The sequence below is a fragment of the Moheibacter stercoris genome (assembly GCF_040545805.1).
Taxonomy (GTDB): Bacteria; Bacteroidota; Bacteroidia; order Flavobacteriales; family Weeksellaceae; genus Moheibacter; species Moheibacter stercoris.
This window is the reverse complement of the sequence record NZ_JBEPMO010000009.1, coordinates 18,224-34,507: the sequence shown is the minus strand read 5'-3', so window position 1 is coordinate 34,507 and position 16,284 is coordinate 18,224. Positions and strand designations below refer to the sequence as shown.

The 16,284-nt window shown below is 36.9% G+C and carries 15 protein-coding genes and 1 riboswitch; of the genes, 4 read left to right on the top strand and 11 right to left on the bottom strand.

The window, feature by feature from the left end; translation table 11 throughout:
* Positions 1–15 precede the first annotated feature (15 nt).
* The gene (locus ABID46_RS08600) at positions 16–996 is read right to left on the bottom strand and encodes a PhoH family protein (protein ID WP_354509084.1); all 981 of its coding nucleotides are present in this window, start codon (positions 994–996) and stop codon (positions 16–18) included.
* Between the two features lie 68 nt (positions 997–1,064).
* Here ABID46_RS08600 and ABID46_RS08595 point away from each other — a divergent pair, with 68 nt between their 5' ends.
* Positions 1,065–1,889 (top strand): SAM hydrolase/SAM-dependent halogenase family protein, encoded by an 825-nt coding sequence (locus ABID46_RS08595; RefSeq protein WP_354509082.1) that lies wholly within the window; start codon positions 1,065–1,067, stop codon positions 1,887–1,889.
* Here the strand turns inward: ABID46_RS08595 and ABID46_RS08590 are convergent.
* Entirely contained in the window at positions 1,886–2,419 is a 534-nt protein-coding gene (locus ABID46_RS08590; RefSeq protein ID WP_354509080.1) for a GNAT family N-acetyltransferase, read from the bottom strand. The two genes, ABID46_RS08595 and ABID46_RS08590, sit on opposite strands and share 4 nt — an antisense overlap.
* Positions 2,420–2,499: 80 nt before the next feature.
* Between ABID46_RS08590 and ABID46_RS08585 the strand changes: the two genes are divergently transcribed.
* The 3 genes from ABID46_RS08585 to gldG are packed head-to-tail and all read left to right on the top strand — an operon-like array spanning position 2,500 to position 5,457.
* Complete coding sequence (locus ABID46_RS08585; protein ID WP_354509079.1) at positions 2,500–3,036, top strand: CopD family protein; 537 nt, start codon at positions 2,500–2,502, stop codon at positions 3,034–3,036.
* A complete protein-coding gene (locus tag ABID46_RS08580) occupies positions 3,033–3,761 on the top strand; it encodes an ABC transporter permease subunit (protein ID WP_354509077.1) in 729 nt (242 codons plus the stop codon). Before ABID46_RS08585 ends, ABID46_RS08580 begins: the two co-directional genes overlap by 4 nt.
* A 19-nt stretch (positions 3,762–3,780) precedes the next feature.
* Positions 3,781–5,457 (top strand): gliding motility-associated ABC transporter substrate-binding protein GldG, encoded by a 1,677-nt coding sequence (gene gldG / locus ABID46_RS08575; protein WP_354509075.1) that lies wholly within the window; start codon positions 3,781–3,783, stop codon positions 5,455–5,457.
* A gap of 98 nt (positions 5,458–5,555) precedes the next feature.
* On the opposite strand, the gene ABID46_RS08570 is transcribed toward gldG, so the two are convergent.
* The 9 genes from ABID46_RS08570 to purB all read right to left on the bottom strand — a co-directional run bounded on the left by ABID46_RS08570 (position 5,556) and on the right by purB (position 16,170).
* A complete protein-coding gene (locus tag ABID46_RS08570) occupies positions 5,556–5,855 on the bottom strand; it encodes a type II toxin-antitoxin system RelE/ParE family toxin (RefSeq protein WP_354509073.1) in 300 nt (99 codons plus the stop codon).
* The gene (locus ABID46_RS08565; RefSeq protein ID WP_354509071.1) at positions 5,845–6,078 is read right to left on the bottom strand and encodes a hypothetical protein; all 234 of its coding nucleotides are present in this window, start codon (positions 6,076–6,078) and stop codon (positions 5,845–5,847) included. The genes ABID46_RS08570 and ABID46_RS08565 overlap by 11 nt, the downstream gene beginning before the upstream one ends.
* A gap of 134 nt (positions 6,079–6,212) precedes the next feature.
* Positions 6,213–6,770 (bottom strand): DinB family protein, encoded by a 558-nt coding sequence (locus ABID46_RS08560; RefSeq protein ID WP_354509069.1) that lies wholly within the window; start codon positions 6,768–6,770, stop codon positions 6,213–6,215.
* 70 nt (positions 6,771–6,840) lie between these two features.
* A complete protein-coding gene (gene purF, locus ABID46_RS08555; protein ID WP_354509067.1) occupies positions 6,841–8,331 on the bottom strand; it encodes an amidophosphoribosyltransferase in 1,491 nt (496 codons plus the stop codon).
* Between the two features lie 62 nt (positions 8,332–8,393).
* Positions 8,394–9,119 carry a phosphoribosylaminoimidazolesuccinocarboxamide synthase gene (purC, locus tag ABID46_RS08550; RefSeq protein WP_354509065.1) on the bottom strand — a complete coding sequence of 242 codons (726 nt, stop codon included), beginning with the start codon at positions 9,117–9,119 and terminating at the stop codon, positions 8,394–8,396.
* A gap of 53 nt (positions 9,120–9,172) precedes the next feature.
* Positions 9,173–10,297: a DUF695 domain-containing protein gene (locus ABID46_RS08545; protein ID WP_354509063.1), complete on the bottom strand. Its 1,125-nt coding sequence runs from the start codon at positions 10,295–10,297 to the stop codon at positions 9,173–9,175.
* 2 nt (positions 10,298–10,299) lie between these two features.
* Complete coding sequence (locus ABID46_RS08540; protein ID WP_354509061.1) at positions 10,300–14,034, bottom strand: phosphoribosylformylglycinamidine synthase; 3,735 nt, start codon at positions 14,032–14,034, stop codon at positions 10,300–10,302.
* A 60-nt stretch (positions 14,035–14,094) separates the two neighbouring features.
* Positions 14,095–14,192, bottom strand: a riboswitch (purine riboswitch).
* Between the two features lie 69 nt (positions 14,193–14,261).
* A complete protein-coding gene (locus ABID46_RS08535; protein WP_354509059.1) occupies positions 14,262–14,651 on the bottom strand; it encodes a DUF1398 domain-containing protein in 390 nt (129 codons plus the stop codon).
* Positions 14,652–14,739: 88 nt separating this feature from the next.
* Positions 14,740–16,170, bottom strand: a complete 1,431-nt coding sequence (gene purB, locus ABID46_RS08530) for an adenylosuccinate lyase (protein ID WP_354509057.1) — start codon at positions 16,168–16,170, stop codon at positions 14,740–14,742.
* Between the last annotated feature and the right edge of the window lie 114 nt (positions 16,171–16,284).

Below are 16,284 nucleotides of genomic sequence, written 5' to 3'. Positions count from 1 at the left end.
ATTGAAAATGAAACGTTAATTAGATTGCTTAGGATCATTCTCTTTTTCCTGTTCTTGTTCCACCTTTTTATAAGCCTGAAGAATTTTCCCCACCAATTTATGTCGAACCACATCTTTTTCAGTCAATTGAACCATGCCAATATCATCCACATCTTTCAAAATGCGCATGGCTTCTTTCAATCCCGATTTTTGTTTTGCGGGTAGATCGACTTGTTCTGGATCTCCTGTGATGATGAATTTCGCATTTTTACCCATACGAGTCAAAAACATTTTCATCTGCGAATAGGTGGTATTTTGTGCTTCATCCAAAATCACAAAGGCTTCGTCCAAGGTTCGTCCACGCATAAACGCCAATGGCGCAACTTCGATCACACCTTTTTCATAATACGCATTGAGCTTCTCAAAATGTATCATGTCTCGAAGCGCATCGTAAAGTGGTTGTAAATACGGATCCAACTTTTCTTTCAAATCACCTGGCAAAAAACCCAAACTTTCACCTGCTTCCACAGCAGGACGAGTCAAAATGATTCGGCGGACTTCTTTATTTTTCAAAGCTTGAACCGCCAAAGCAACTCCTGTATAAGTCTTCCCTGTTCCGGCTGGACCAATGGCAAAAACCATATCGTTTCGTTGAACTTTTTCGACCAATTCGCGTTGTCCTGGCGTTTGAGCTTTGATTAATTTCCCATTCACACCATGGACAATCACTTCGTCTACTTTTATACGTGTTCCATTTTTAGGAGAATCTGTATCCAAAATTTCTTCGATTTGTTTTTCGTTTAGTCGGTTATAGTGTTGAAGATGTTGAACGATTTGAGAAAGTTTGTCTGAAAACTCTAGTAAATATTGCTCATTTCCAACAGCAGATATATTTTTTCCCCTTCCAACAATTTTTAATTTCGGAAAACGGGTTTTGAGGTGTTTAAAATTCACATTATTAGCTCCATAAAACTCTTGAATGTTTACATCAGCTAATTCTAAATTTATTTCTGTCAAATGTCTTTTGTTTAAATTCGATATATGACAAAAATACGTAATATATTTGTTCCTTCGAACTGAATTTCATGCCAATCATCACTTTAACAACCGATTTTGGAAACAAAGATCCCTTTGTAGCTTCTGTCAAAGGAAGAATTTACAAAGAATTGGAAGAGGTAGTCATCGTCGATATTTCTCACGAAGTCGAACCTTTTGATATTGGTGAAGGAGCATTTATTGTCAAAAATTCATACAAAGATTTTCCAGAAGGAACCATTCATATTGTAGGCGTAGACGATATTATTACTCCTCAAAAAAAACCGATTGCTGCCTTTATAGATGATCATTATTTCATTGCGAGTGACAACGGTATATTGTCTTTGATCAGTGCAGAAATTACGCCACATGAAATTGTTGAAATTAACATTCCACAACTTCAGGTCGATTCCATTTTCCCTACGCGTGATGTTTTTGTGCCGATTGCCTGTCATTTGGCAAGAGGTGGAAAATTATCGGTTGTCGGAAATCGTATGAAACAATTCAATGAATTGTATCGTTTGAAAGCAGTGGTGAAAGATGATAAAACCATCATTGGAACGGTAATTTATATTGATAATTACGGCAATGCAATCACCAATATTTCCCAAAAGTTTTTCGATAAAATTGGAAAAATGAGAAATTTCGTGGTTCGTTATCGAAACAATGAATTCACCACGATTTATAAAAATTACCGCGAAATTGTAAAAGATTTCGACAAAGAAATGGATGATATGGGCAAAGGAATGGCCATCTTTGGTTCATCTGGTTTCTTGGAAATCTCCATGTACAAAGGAAATCCCAACACAAGTGGTGCAGCAAGTAGTTTGTACGGATTGAAAAAAGGAACGGAAATCTATGTGGAATTTTCTTAAGATTTCACCCAATCCGATTTTTTGATTCGAAAGACTACATTTCTTCTGGTAGGTTCACCAAAATAGGCAACATCAAGTTCATCAATTAATTCTGCACCCAAACGTGCCATGGCAATTCTTGAACGTTCGTTGGCTGCGCCTACATGAAACAAAACATGGTCTACATACTGAAAAATATAGTTCAACATCAATCTTTTAACGGAATGATTAATTCCTGTTCCCCAAAATTTCGTTCCGTAAAAAGTGTATCCGATATAGATGGAATTTTCTTCTGGATTGTAATCGTAAAACCTTGACGAACCAGCGATTTCATTGGTTTTTTTGTCCAAAATTTTAAAAGCTCCGCCGCTTTCCAGTGCTCCTTGAAAGAAGGTTTGGAAGACTTCTCGTTCGTATCGATTTTTATTGGGATGCTGTTCCCAAACTTTGGGATCTGAAGCAACTTGGTAAACTTCTTCAAAATCGGTATCCTTTAGTGGAATTAATTTCGCCAATTCATTTTCAAGTTGTGGTTGGATAGAAAAATTCATGAATCTTATTTTCTACCAAATTTAATGGAAATTAACGAACAACTAATTGTATTTTTGTCAGGCATTTTAAGCAAATCAGAATGGAATTTTACCCAATCATCAAAGCAATTCATCTCATTTTCGTTGTGAGTTATTTTGCCGGATTGTTTTACATTGTACGATTGTTTATCTATCATACCGAAACCCAAGACAAAGAAGATGTGGAACAATCTGTCTTGCGGAAACAATTTCGAGTGATGGAACAAAAATTATGGAACATCATTACGGTTCCAGCAGGAATTTTGGTTTTGGTAACGGGAATTACCATGTTATTTCTTAATCAAACTTTGTTGTCACAAGCCTGGATGCATATCAAGTTAACGGCTATTTTGTTGTTAATCGGTTACCATCTTTGGAGTTGGAAAACATTGAAAGAAATTCAGGCAGATGTGTACAAAATGAAGTCTGTGAAATTGAGAATGATGAATGAAGTAGCAACATTATTGTTGTTCATCATTATTTTTGCGGTAATCCTAAAAGGTGGAATCATCACAAATTGGTATTGGATTTTAATTAGTTTTGTGACAGTTGGTGTACTAATTATGCTAATTGTTCGTTTAGTAAATCGAAAGAAATGATCAAAATATTTAAAAAAGAACTGGCAAATTATTTCATGGGCTATATGGCCTACATATCTGCTTCGGCATTTGTGTTAATTTGTACGTTATTTCTTTGGTTTTTCGACAATGAATTCAACATTTTCAACATCGGAACCGCTACATTGAGTAGTTTTTTCTTTATTGCTCCTTGGGTATTGTTTTTTCTTATTCCAGCATTGACGATGAGAACTATTTCCGAGGAAGAAAACAACGGAACTTTGCAATGGTTATTTACCCAACCCATTAAAATTTGTGGAATCGTTTGGGGGAAATTTTTACCGATCTTGGTCGTATTGTTGTTCGCAATCTTACCAACATATTTATTTGTCTATACCATGGAGCAATTCATCGTATCCGATCAAATTTTGGATTATGGTGCATTATTGAGCGGTTATTTAGGATTGTTTTTATTGGGTTCTAGCTTTGCAGCGATTGGGATTTTCACTTCTTCCTTGACCAAAAATCAGGTTGCAGCTTATGTTTCCGCGATCTTCTTATGTTTTTTCTTTTTCTATGCATTTGAAAGTTTGGCTTCCTACAATTTATTGGGAACGGCTGATTATTATGTGCAAAAAATTGGAATGTATCAACATTACCAACAAATGCTAAAAGGAATTCTGGATACGAGAGATTTGATTTATTTCTTCGTTTTAATTGGTGTTTTTTTGGCGTTGACGAATGCTAATTTGATTAGAAAAAAATAAAGTTTTCAGTAGGAAAATTATGAAAAAGACAACACGAAATATAGCTTTGCTTATCACGATACTAATTGGAATTTTGGTTCTATCGGAATTCGTTTTTAAACGATTCGATATGACCTATGACCAGCGATATAGTTTGAGCGAAACTACACATGAAATTTTGGAAGGAATTGAAAAGCCTTTGAAAATTAATGTCTTGTTGGGTGGTGAACTTTCAGGTGATTACCGAACTTTAAAAAATGAAATTTCCTTTTTGTTGGATGAATTTCGAACCATCAATCCCAAAATATCCTATCAATTTTTAGATCCGTCCAAAGATTTTTCGATGGAAACTTTGCAAGAAAATGGATTGGCACCAGCGCCAGTTCGTACCGATAAAGGTATTTTGAATGTATATCCGTATGCGCAAATAAGTTTTGACGGAAAAGAATCATGGATGGAAACTTTGGTCAATGATCCAGCCTTACCTTTTGAGCAATTAGCCTTGGCTTCCACTGAAAAATTGGAATATTTGTTCATGGAAGATTTGCGTAAAATCACGCAAGTCAATCGTAAAAATATTGGATTTCTTGTTCATCATGACGAATTAGGTCAATTGCATATGGACGGATTGGGTCGTGCATTGGCAGACAATTATAATGTCGATGTGTTCTTAAAGCCTGTACAAGATTCCACCTATTCTTTGCAGCAAGAAGATTTAAAGGATTTATTGAATTATGATGCTTTGGTGGTGGCTAAACCGACTTTGCCGTTTACGGATATGGACAAATTGGTGATGGATCAATACATCATGAACGGTGGGAAAATGATGTTCTTAACCGAAATGGTCGATGCCGAAATGGACAGTATCTTTCGAAGTGGAAAAATCGTGGCTTTTCCTCGCGATATGAAGTTGAATGAATTCTTTTTTAACTATGGAATTCGAATCATCCCTGCCATTGTAAAAGATTTAGAAGCTTCCAAAATTGTCTTGGCCGACGGTGAAACGACTGCTGGAAACATCAGTTACAATTCCTATACTTGGCCTTATTTTGTTCGTGGATTCAAAGCAGACGAAAACCCGATTACCCAATCCATCAATTCGGTGAAGTTTGAATTTGCCAATCCAATCGAACTTTTGGAAAATCCCAATGTACAACATGAAGTCTTGTTGGCCACTTCTCCTTATACGAGTTTGCAGCCTTCCATGAGTTTTATTGAGTTAGCTGAGGTTGACGAAATCAATCCGCAAGAATATGAAATGGGAAGAATTCCATTGGCTGTTTTGGCGCAAGGAAACTTAAAATCGGCTTTTGCAGCGCGTTATGAACGCGAAGAATTTCCCAATTTTAAATCGGAAACAACCGAAGGGAAATTATTGGTAATTTCTGACGGTGATGTGGCCAAAAACCATGTGTTAATGGGAAGACCAATGCGTTTGGGAGAAGACAAATATTCGCTTCGTCCCGACAATCCTAAACAACGTCCTGTTTCCTATGATAACCAGAATTTCTTGACGAATTCGATTGATTATTTATTAGGGGAAACGGATTTCCTAAATCTGAAAAACCGTAAATTAGAGATTCCAACCTTAAATGAAACCAAAGTAAAATTGGAGAAATCGTCTTGGCAAATGACCAATTTGATTATTCCTGTTTTGGGAATTTGGATTCTTGGAATTGGTATGATTTGGTGGAGAAAGAAGAGGTTTTCAGCTTAGGATTGATTAGCATTTTCCTTGTGCCCATAGTGAAACTTGGTGTTCGTGTTCTTTGTAGTAAAATTTTAAGATTCAAAATAGTTTCATCAGACATAAAATTATCTTTTACGAAAATCCAAATCCTCTCTTTTGGCAAAAACTACGGCTAAAACAATAATTCTCATTTTGTCTTCATCTACCAGATAATGAATTTGATAAGGAAATTGTCGTATAAGCCGGACACGCACATCTTTGTATATCACATCATTTGCAAGAGGATTTTCAGCTATAAAATTTCTGGCTTCCCGTATTCTTATTAGAAAAGCTTTGGCTAATCTTGGAGAAATCTTTTTGTAATAATTTATTGCGTCAGAAATGTCTTGCTTTACAAAAGGCCGATTGACGATTTTATATTTCACTTTCCAATTGATTCAAAAGTTCATCGAAATCCATCACATCATCCGGATTATTTTGATAATCTTCTAAACGGGTATCAAGCAAACTTTTCAAATCATCGCTTAACGAATCTTTATCGTCAGACGGTAAAATGATAACTTCCACCCTTTTGGCATTAAATCCTTCCGGTAACGTAATCTGAAAAGTATTGTTTTTAACTTCAACAAATTGTCTGACAGCATCCATAATAAAATATTTGGCTACGCTAATGTAAGGAATTTATGGGAAATGATAGTTTTTATAAAACTCGATAGTGATAGTCAATAATTTATGATGGGGTTTGGTGGCGGAAGAGGAGGTTTTCTAGGCAAACAAATTAATCATTTCCGTTTCGGAAGTCGACTCGCTATCATCGCAATTTGACCCATATGGTTTGCTTGGTGCTCCATCACGTGAAACCAAGCCCAATAGTTATTCATCGTAGTCGTTCCCATCATTTCTTTCAACCAAGCATCGTTTTTGGTCGCCAAAAGTCGCGAAGATTCTGCTCTGACTTCATTCCAAATGTCCAAATAGTAGGAGATAGGTTTGTTTTGAAATTCTTTCTGAGCAGGTTTTCCTAAATCCAATGCAGATTGCCAAATTTTACGTTCTTCTTTGTTGAAATTTCGATTTTCAAAAGATTTCACTTGGTAATATTTTTCAGTTGCAGCTAAATGCATAATCAACGCACCAATGCGATTAGCTTTATCATCCAATAAAAAATCGGTTTCTTCTTGGTTTAAATGTTGAACATTGATGGTTATTCGATTTTTCAAATCTTCCATCATCGAAACCAAAATTCCAATCTCTGGCGAAAATCCTTCTTTTGGTTCAAGTGTGAATTGTGCCTGACTAAAAATGGATAGAGAAATAAAAATTATAAAAATGTATTTCATAGCAAAAAGGTTTAAACTCAATTGAATTTAAACCTTTTTAAAAGAATGTGTTGTATAATAATGTGTTAAATTAATATTCAATCTTGGATTGATAATAATCCTCTGATTTATGGTTTCGTTCCACCGGATATTTTTCTGTAAAACAACCAAAACAATGATCGGTAGAACCTAGAATGTCAATTAGATTTTCGACTGTTAAGAAATCCAAACTATCTACTCCTAAATAATTCACCAATTCTTTTTGGGTCATATTTGCCGAAATTAAATCGGCTTTCGTTGGCATATCGATTCCCAAGAAACAAGGTGCGATAATCGGCGGTGAAGCCGAACGGAAGTGAATTTCCTTTGCTCCTGCTTCTTTTAAAATTTTGATCAGTAATTTACTCGTTGTTCCACGAACAATCGAATCATCCAAAATCACCAAACGTTTTCCTTTGATTTTGTTGGCAATCGGATTCAATTTTAAGTTCACAATTCGTTCCCGCATTTCTTGCGAAGGAACGATAAACGAACGGCTCATATAGCGGTTTTTAACCAAAATCGGCTCAAATGGAATACCCGAAGCTTCTGAATATCCGATAGCTGAAGGAACTCCAGAATCGGGAACACCAATCACCACATCGGCATCAATTGGCGATTGTTCGTATAATTTTCGGCCGCTTTCCACTCTCAAATCATAAACATCGGTTCCTTGAATGGTGGAATCAGGACGTGCGAAATAGATGTATTCAAACGCACAAATTCGATTTTTGGAAGGTTGATTCAGCGGATAAGAATGCAAACCATTTTCGTCAGCGACTACAATTTCTCCTGGTTCTACATCACGAATGAATTCGGCTCCCACAGCGTCCAAAGCACAAGATTCCGAACTGAAAACATAGGTGTCATCCCCAATTTTCCCAATCACCAACGGACGAATTCCATTCGGATCACGAAAAGCTGCCAAAGAATTTTTGGTCAATAATAAAACCGAATAAGCTCCTTTTATTTTTGCCAATCCTTTCTGAATCGCTTCTTGAACACTTAAATCGGAATATTTTTGAATCGAACGCAAAATGACTTCAGTGTCAGAAGTTGCCAAAAATGGAAGTCCTTCCTGGATCAATTCTTCTTTTAATTCGTCTGTTTCGATAACATTTCCATTGTGTACAATCGAAAAATGCGGTTTTCCAAAATAATTCACCGCATACAAAGGTTGAATGTTTTTCTTGCTTCCACCGCCAGCAGTTGTATAGCGCGTATGACCGATGGCTGCATTTCCTTGGAAATCCTCGATTTCTTCGATTTGTTTGAAAACATCCAATACCAAACCAGTCGATTTGAAAGTTTTGATGACACTATCTTTCAAAACCGAAACGCCCGCCGCTTCTTGTCCGCGGTGCTGCAAAGCAAACATCCCAAATTGCGCCAAGGAAAAGGTGTCGATATTGTTGGGCGAATAAATCCCAAATACACCGCATTCTTCTTCCATACTGTCCAAGCTATCTTGGAAAGTTTTTTTGAGGATATTTCTTTGGTAGAAATTATTTTGGTGGTTAGATGTTATGTTTTGCGTTTTCATTTTGTTTTTATTAACCAGAAACTGGTCTTTGTGTTTTCCTTGTGAACTTCGTGTTTAAGTTTCTATTTCCCTAAAGCTTCTAACAAACGATTATAAACTTCGTGATAAGCTTCTGAAACTTCTCCCAAATCTCTTCTGAAACGGTCTTTGTCCAATTTCTTCAACGTATCTTTGTCCCACAAACGACAAGTATCTGGACTGATTTCGTCTGCTAAAATGATGTTTCCTTCGGAATCTTTTCCGAATTCTATTTTGAAATCGATTAAGATCAAATTCGCTTTTAAGAACAATTCTTTCAAAGCTTCGTTGATTTTATCGGTCAATTCGTACATAAATTTCAATTCCTCATAGGTTGCTGCACCCAACAAAACTGCGTGATGATCATTGATCAATGGATCGCCCAATTCGTCTTTTTTGTAACAAATGTCAAAGATGGTCACAGGAGATTTCGCTCCTTCTTCCAATCCCAAACGTTGTGCCATAGAACCTGCAACATAATTGCGAACGACCATTTCCAACGGGATGATGTCCACTTTTTTCACCAATTGTTCACGCTCATTCAAGGTTTCAATATAGTGCGTTGCGATTCCTTTTTCAATCAAATAATTGAAAATTAAAGTCGAAATCTTGTTGTTCATTTCTCCTTTGTCGGCAACCGTTCCGCGCTTTTGAGCGTTAAAAGCTGTTGCATCATCTTTGTAATATACGATAACCAAATTTGGATCTTCAGTTGAATAAACCTGTTTGGCTTTTCCTTCGTAAATAAAGTCTTTTTTTGTGTGGCTCATTGTTCTAAGGTGTTTTTTCGATTGTCGAATTTCGAAACTCGATTTTCGCTATTTTAATTATTAGGATTTAATCTTTCTAAACTTTTCCAATATTTGTCTAAATAGATATCGTATTCTATTTCAAATTTATCAGCATATTTTTTTTGTATAGCTAACAAAACTTTTGATGGTTTTCTAAAGTCTTTACAAGCTATATAAATCTCACGTTCTCCATCTGCGGATTGTCTACCAATATTTAAGTATCCATCAATATCTTTTAATTCGTCTAGAATATCGTCTTCAATTTGATTTAATAGTTCATAATCATCTGTATTTGGTAAACCATTTGTTTGTGAACCATCATATTGAATTGTAATCACTGAAAGCCAAGGATGAGAAGGCTTTTCATCCCATCTTAATAAATCTAAATTCACTAGTGCTATCAATTTGTTGCCACTTTTTAATTGGGCTTCCAAGGTGGCATAAGTGTCATTTTCGGTATTATGTCTTGTCGAATTGTATTTTTCGATGAATTCTTTCTTCCTCCAATTCAAGTAATCTTTTAATTTAGAAACAGGTATTATTTCTTTCGTAGCATCTTCTTTTCGAACAAATTCAAGAACATCTATCGAATTTAAAAAATCCAGTTCACCTAAATAATTATCGAGAAAAATATAAATGCCATTAGAAATTTCCGATCTGTTATCATTTGTAAGTTCGTTATGAACAAATGTTAGATTTATTTCATCAGGATAATTAGGATCAAGGGTATCATAAAAAAATATATTCTCTCCACTGAATTTATAATCTCCCATTTGAATTCCTACATTCGAAATATCTAATGCAGGTTTCAATGCAGTGAACTTCCATCCATTTAGTTTAGGTGCTTTTTCAATCAGTTCTTCAGCAAAAACTACATTTTTTGGATAGCCATCAACCGTGATAATTAATTCGACTGTATTATCATCATACATTCCGGTTAAGTACCAATATCCATCTTTTAATTCATCTAATTTTGGAGCAATCACATTTAAAAAGTCCCCTTCAATATCGCCGTTGTTTTTGACAACATTGAAAAAGGTTTTTTCATTCTTTTGAAACCAATTCCAAAAGTCTTCATAATTACGAATTGAATCGTCTTTTTGCCCAAATAGTGAACTAAACATAAGAATTTGTATGATGGTTAAAGTTAGTTTCAATTTTATTTAAAATATTCTACGCCGTTCTTAAAAATATTCATCACTTCCATATCGGGAATGTTTTGGAATAATCCTTCTTCAAAACGCTCCGGATGCCCCATACGGCCGAAAACCTTTCCGCAAGGACTCACAATTCCTTCGATTCCATTAACAGAACCATTTGGGTTGTAAGGTCTTTCCAATGAAATATTTCCATCCAAATCAATGTATTGCGTAGCAATTTGATTTTGTTCATACAATTTACGCAAATTCGGTTCATCGGCTACAAATCGACCTTCGCCGTGCGAGAATGGAATCCAATATTCTTGTCCAGCCATTCCTTTTAACCAAGGCGAATGCGAATCTGCTACGCGAATTCTTGCAATCTGCGTAATATGTCGCCCAATTTCATTGAACGTCAAGGTCGGTGTGTCTTCTTCCAATTCACGAATTTCTCCGTACGGCAATAAGCCCGATTTGATCAAACCTTGGAATCCATTACAAATTCCCAAAACCAATCCACCGCGATCCAACAAACGATGTACGCTGTCTTTGATTTTTTCGTTTCGCAAAACGGTGGCGATGAATTTCCCCGATCCGTCCGGTTCGTCGGCTGCTGAGAATCCACCTGGGATGAACATTATTTGTGCATTGTCGATGGCTTTTGCGTAAGCATCTACCGTTTCTTCAATATCTTTTTCTGATAAATTTTTGAATACGATGATTTCCGTGTTTGCGCCTTCTTTTCGGAATGCTTTGGCGGAATCGTATTCGGAATTCGTTCCAGGGAAAGAAGGAATGAAAACCTTTGGATTTACGATTTTCGATTTTTGATATACGATTTTGGATTTAGGATTTTTAACATCAGAAGTCAAAATTTCTAAATTCTTTCTATCGTTCTTCGTACTTCGTACATTGGTGGGGAATAACTCCTCAAACGTTCCATTCCAAGCATTTTTTGCTTCAGAAATCGATACCGAAATTCCGTTGAAGTTCAATTCGGATGAGGAATTCGTAGTTCCTAAGAATTGATAATTTGCTTGAAGTTCTGTTGGAATATTTAGTTCTTCTGAATGTTCGAGAATAATCGCTGCCGGATAGAATTTCATCAACTCAATTTGGTCACTGAGCGGAGTCGAAGTGAATCCGATTTCGTTTCCAAACGCCATATTGGCCAATGTTTCTGCAATTCCGCCGAATTTTACCGTCGCTGCCGAATGGATTTTAGCATTATTCGAATAGATGAAATTGAAAACAGATTTCATATTCGATTCCTCAACCAAATGATCTTCCGTCAAATTGGGAATCAAAACAGATAGTTTCGAACCTTGTTTTTGCAAAGTAGCCGATTTGATTTTGCTAGAATGATTCGGACTAACCGCAAAGGAAATCAAAGTAGGAGGGACGTCAATATCTTGGTAACTTCCGCTCATACTATCTTTTCCTCCAATTGCTGGAATTTCCAATTGTCTTTGTGCTTCAATCGAACCCAACAAAGCCGCAAATGGTTTTCCCCAACGGTCTGCATCTTCACGCAAACGCTCAAAATATTCTTGGAAGGTCAATCGGATTTCTTGGTAATTTCCACCACCTGCAACGATTTTCGCTACCGAATCCAAAACCGCGAAATAAGCACCGTGGTACGGAGACCATCGGCTGATTACGGGATTGTATCCAAAACTCGCCATCGAAACCGCATGGGTAAATCCATCAGTTGGGAATTTCTGAACGCTGATGTCTTCGGGAGAACTCATTGTTTTTCCTCCGTAAGCATTTAAAATCGTACTTCTACCAACATTATTGTCAAACATTTCCACCATTCCTTTTTGGGAAGCGTGGTTCAATTCTTTTAATAATTGGATGAAATTTTCTTTGTTGAATTCTTTGGCTTCAAATGGGTTTAGAGTTTCACCTTTTTCAACTCTTGCTTTCGCTTGTTTGCGAACGCCGTTGGTATCCAAGAATTTTCTGTCTAATTCAACAATTTTGGTTCCTTTCCACCACATGGTCATCACATCGTCAGACGTAACTTCGGCCACCATTGTAGCTTCCAAGTTTTCTACTTCTGCGAATTGGATGAATTTCTCCACATCTTTGGCTTCCACCACAACCGCCATACGCTCTTGCGATTCAGACAAAGCGATTTCGGTTCCGTTTAAGCCCAAATATTTCAACGGAAGTGTGTCTAAATTGACGTTTACGCCACGCGCAATTTCGCCAATGGCAACCGAAACACCGCCCGCACCGAAGTCATTACACTTTTTAATCAAAGCCAAAACTTCTTTGTTGCGGAACAATCGTTGGATTTTTCGTTCCACGATGGCATTTCCTTTTTGTACTTCCGAACTTAATTCTTCTATTTTTTGTCCGTCGTGCGTTTTGGAGGAACCCGTTGCTCCACCTACACCATCACGTCCGGTTCTACCACCCAATAAGATGACTTTGTCACCCGCTAAAGGTTCTTCACGACGTACCCAATCTTTTTTCACCGCACCTGCGACAAATCCGACTTCCATACGCTTGGCTTTGTAGCCTTCGTCATAAATTTCTTTGACAAAAGTCGTTGCCAAACCGATTTGATTTCCGTAGGAACTGTATCCGTTCGCAGCTTCTTTGGTGATTTTACGTTGCGGCAATTTCCCGGGAAGGGTATCTTCGATTTTCTCCAAAGGATTAGCAGAACCTGTTACACGCATCGCTTGGAAAACGTAGGCTCGACCCGACAAAGGATCGCGAATCGCTCCACCAACGCAAGTCGAAGCACCACCAAACGGTTCCACTTCGGTAGGGTGATTATGGGTTTCGTTTTTGAATTGAAGCAACCATTCTTCTTCCACACCGTCCACATCAATCGGGACAACGATGGAACAAGCATTGATTTCTTCTGAAACGTCGATATTGTTTACTTTCCCTGTTTTGCTCAAATATTTTCCCATTATCGTTGCCATATCCATCAATCGGATGGGTTTGGTGATGCCGAGTTCTTGACGCAAATTCAGGTAATAGTCAAAAGTTCTTTGTAAAGTTTCTTGAAACTGATTTTCGAATTTCACTTCGGTGATTTCGGTTTCAAAAGTGGTATGACGACAATGGTCTGACCAATAAGTATCCAAAACTTTTAGTTCGGTTTCGGTTGGATTTCGTTGAATGGATTTGAAATGATCTTGAATGAATTCTAAATCGTCCATTCCCATTGAGAAACCAAATTCTTTGTGGAGGTTTTCCAATTGATTCGAATCGAAATCGATGAAGCCTTGAACCGTTGGAACTGGTTTGATTTCGGTAGATTCGTTGAAAGATAATTCGTTCAAATCTTTTTCGCGAGATTCAATTGGATTTATCAAATAATTTTTGACTTTTTCCAAATCGGATTCTGACACATTTTCGAACATATAGAGATAACCCGATTTCACTTTGGCTTCGGCAACGCCCAATAAATGCAAGCATTGATCGGCCGAATCGGCACGTTGGTCAAACTGACCTGGAAGTGGTTCTACAGCGAAATAATGCTGAGCCTTCCCTTCGACAAGCTCAGGATGACAAATGCTATTTAAGTCATGATGAACGATGTCTGTTACGGGATCTGCAAACACTTGAAAAAGTGTTTCTTCTAGTTGACTGTCAGTGATTTCGAAAAGGTCATAAATGACAAAAACCTTGCACTCAATATCGGTGACAAGGTTTTGTATTTCTTTCGTGACTTTCTTACTATGAACGTCAAACTGGGATTTCTTTTGAATAAAAATTCGTTTATTCATATTCTTGTTAAAAAACTTATTCTTTTTAAGTTACATTACAAATGAAGAGTATGAAAAACGAATTACATACACTCCACTTGTAGAAACAGATTTACGGCCTGTTGTAGAAACGCTCGACCTTATCTCGAGCTTATACAAATGAAAGTGAATTCACACAAAATTATACTTGGCAAAAGTACAATATATTTTTGGGTAAAAGAAATTTAAAAACATCATTTTTAGTTAATTTATTCAGGAATTTCTTCCTCATAAATCAAGGTGTTGTTGGAATCGAAATAAATGCAGTTTAATTTATCTACATCTACCATCCATTTAGCAATTCCAGCTTCGGCTACTTCTTTGCAAAAGGTGAAATAATCGGATTTTCCTTCTTGATGAAAACGAAGAATCTCACGAAATTTGGTATATTGACAATTTTCCGCAATCTCTATAGGGTCATATTTGGGCAATGAGGAAATTCGATTTCCATCTTTTCCGAAATATTCGGTGTGACCATCGCGCACAAAAGTTTCATAGATTTTAACGCCAATCGTTTTTAAGTCTTGGATGTATTGGGGAAAATCACTGCCTGATTTTATTTTTTGATGAGCCGATTGAATTTCCTCTAGGGTAAACATAGTTCGGGGATTTTAAGGATAGAAAGATACTAAAAAAGGATGACTTCTTGTGAAATCATCCTTTGTATCAATTGATTATTCTATCGAATTATACTTTCAAATCCGTTTGAAGTCCAATTAAATCCTTGTTGGCATCCAAAATCGGTTGCACGTGTTCCGCTAAAAATTCTTCGGTTTGAATCGGAGCGAAACCAATGAAATTCATCGGGTCCAAGACTTGTTGCAATTTTTCTTTGTCAATGTTGAAACGTTCGTCCGCCAAAATTCGTTCTACCAAATCATTTTGTTTTCCTTCTTGTTTCACTTGTTTGGCAGCTTCCATACTGTGTTCACGGATTAATTCGTGTAATTCTTGACGGTCTCCGCCATTTTTCACACCTTCCATAATGATGTATTCGGTTGCCATAAACGGAAGTTCTTCGTTGATGTGTTTTTCGATGATTTTCGGATAAACTACCATTCCGTCCAAAATGTTGTTCCAAATAATTAAAATCGCATCAATCGCTAAAAATGCTTGCGGAATGCTCAAACGTTTGTTGGCAGAATCATCCAAGGTTCTTTCAAACCATTGCGTTGCAGCCACCATCGCTGGACTTGAAGCCAAAGAGATCACAAATTTCGCCAAAGCAGAGATTCGTTCACTTCGCATCGGATTACGTTTGTAGGCCATTGCAGAAGATCCGATTTGGGATTTTTCAAATGGTTCTTCCAATTCTTTTAAGTTTTGCAACAAACGCAAATCATTGGTGAATTTATGTGCTGATTGCGCAATATTGGACAAAGTTGCCAAAACTTCTGCATCGATTTTACGATCGTAAGTTTGACCTGTCACACCCAATACTTTTTTGAATCCGAATTGTTCAGAAAGTCGTTTGTCCAATTCTTTCACTTTGGTATAATCGCCGTCAAATAATTCTTTGAAACTCGCTGCTGTTCCAGTTGTACCTTTCACTCCACGGAAACGTAAGGTATCAATTCTGAATTCCAATTCTTCAAAATCCAATAAAACCGATTGCAACCATAAAGTCGCACGTTTTCCAACAGTTGTTAGCTGAGCAGGTTGGAAATGCGTAAAACCAAGAGTTGGTAAATCTTTGTATTCCATCGCGAAATCGTTCAATCCTTTGATGACATTGACCAATTTCTTTTTCACGATCAACAAACCTTCTCTGATTTGAATCAAATCGGTATTGTCACCCACAAATGCAGAAGTTGCGCCAAGGTGAATGATAGCTTTTGCTTTCGGAGCGACATCGCCCAAGGTATGAACGTGCGCCATGACGTCGTGACGGAATTGCTTTTCGTATTTCGCGGCTACTTCATAATCGATATTGTGAATGTTGTCGCGAATTTCTTGTAATTGTTCTTCCGAAATATCCAGGCCCAAATCTTTTTGGATTTCAGCCAATGCCAACCATAATTTTCTCCAAGTTGAAAATTTCATACCAGGAGAAAAAGTATAAAGCATTTCGTCGCTACTGTAACGAGATTCGAGCGGATTTTGGTATTTGTTGTGCATAATGATTGTGTGATTTGTGAATGCAAAAGTAGCATTTCAAAAAGAGGTTCAAAAGTATTTAGCACAGATTTTGTGGTTTAGCTAGTTATATTTTTGTAATTTAAAACTCTAATC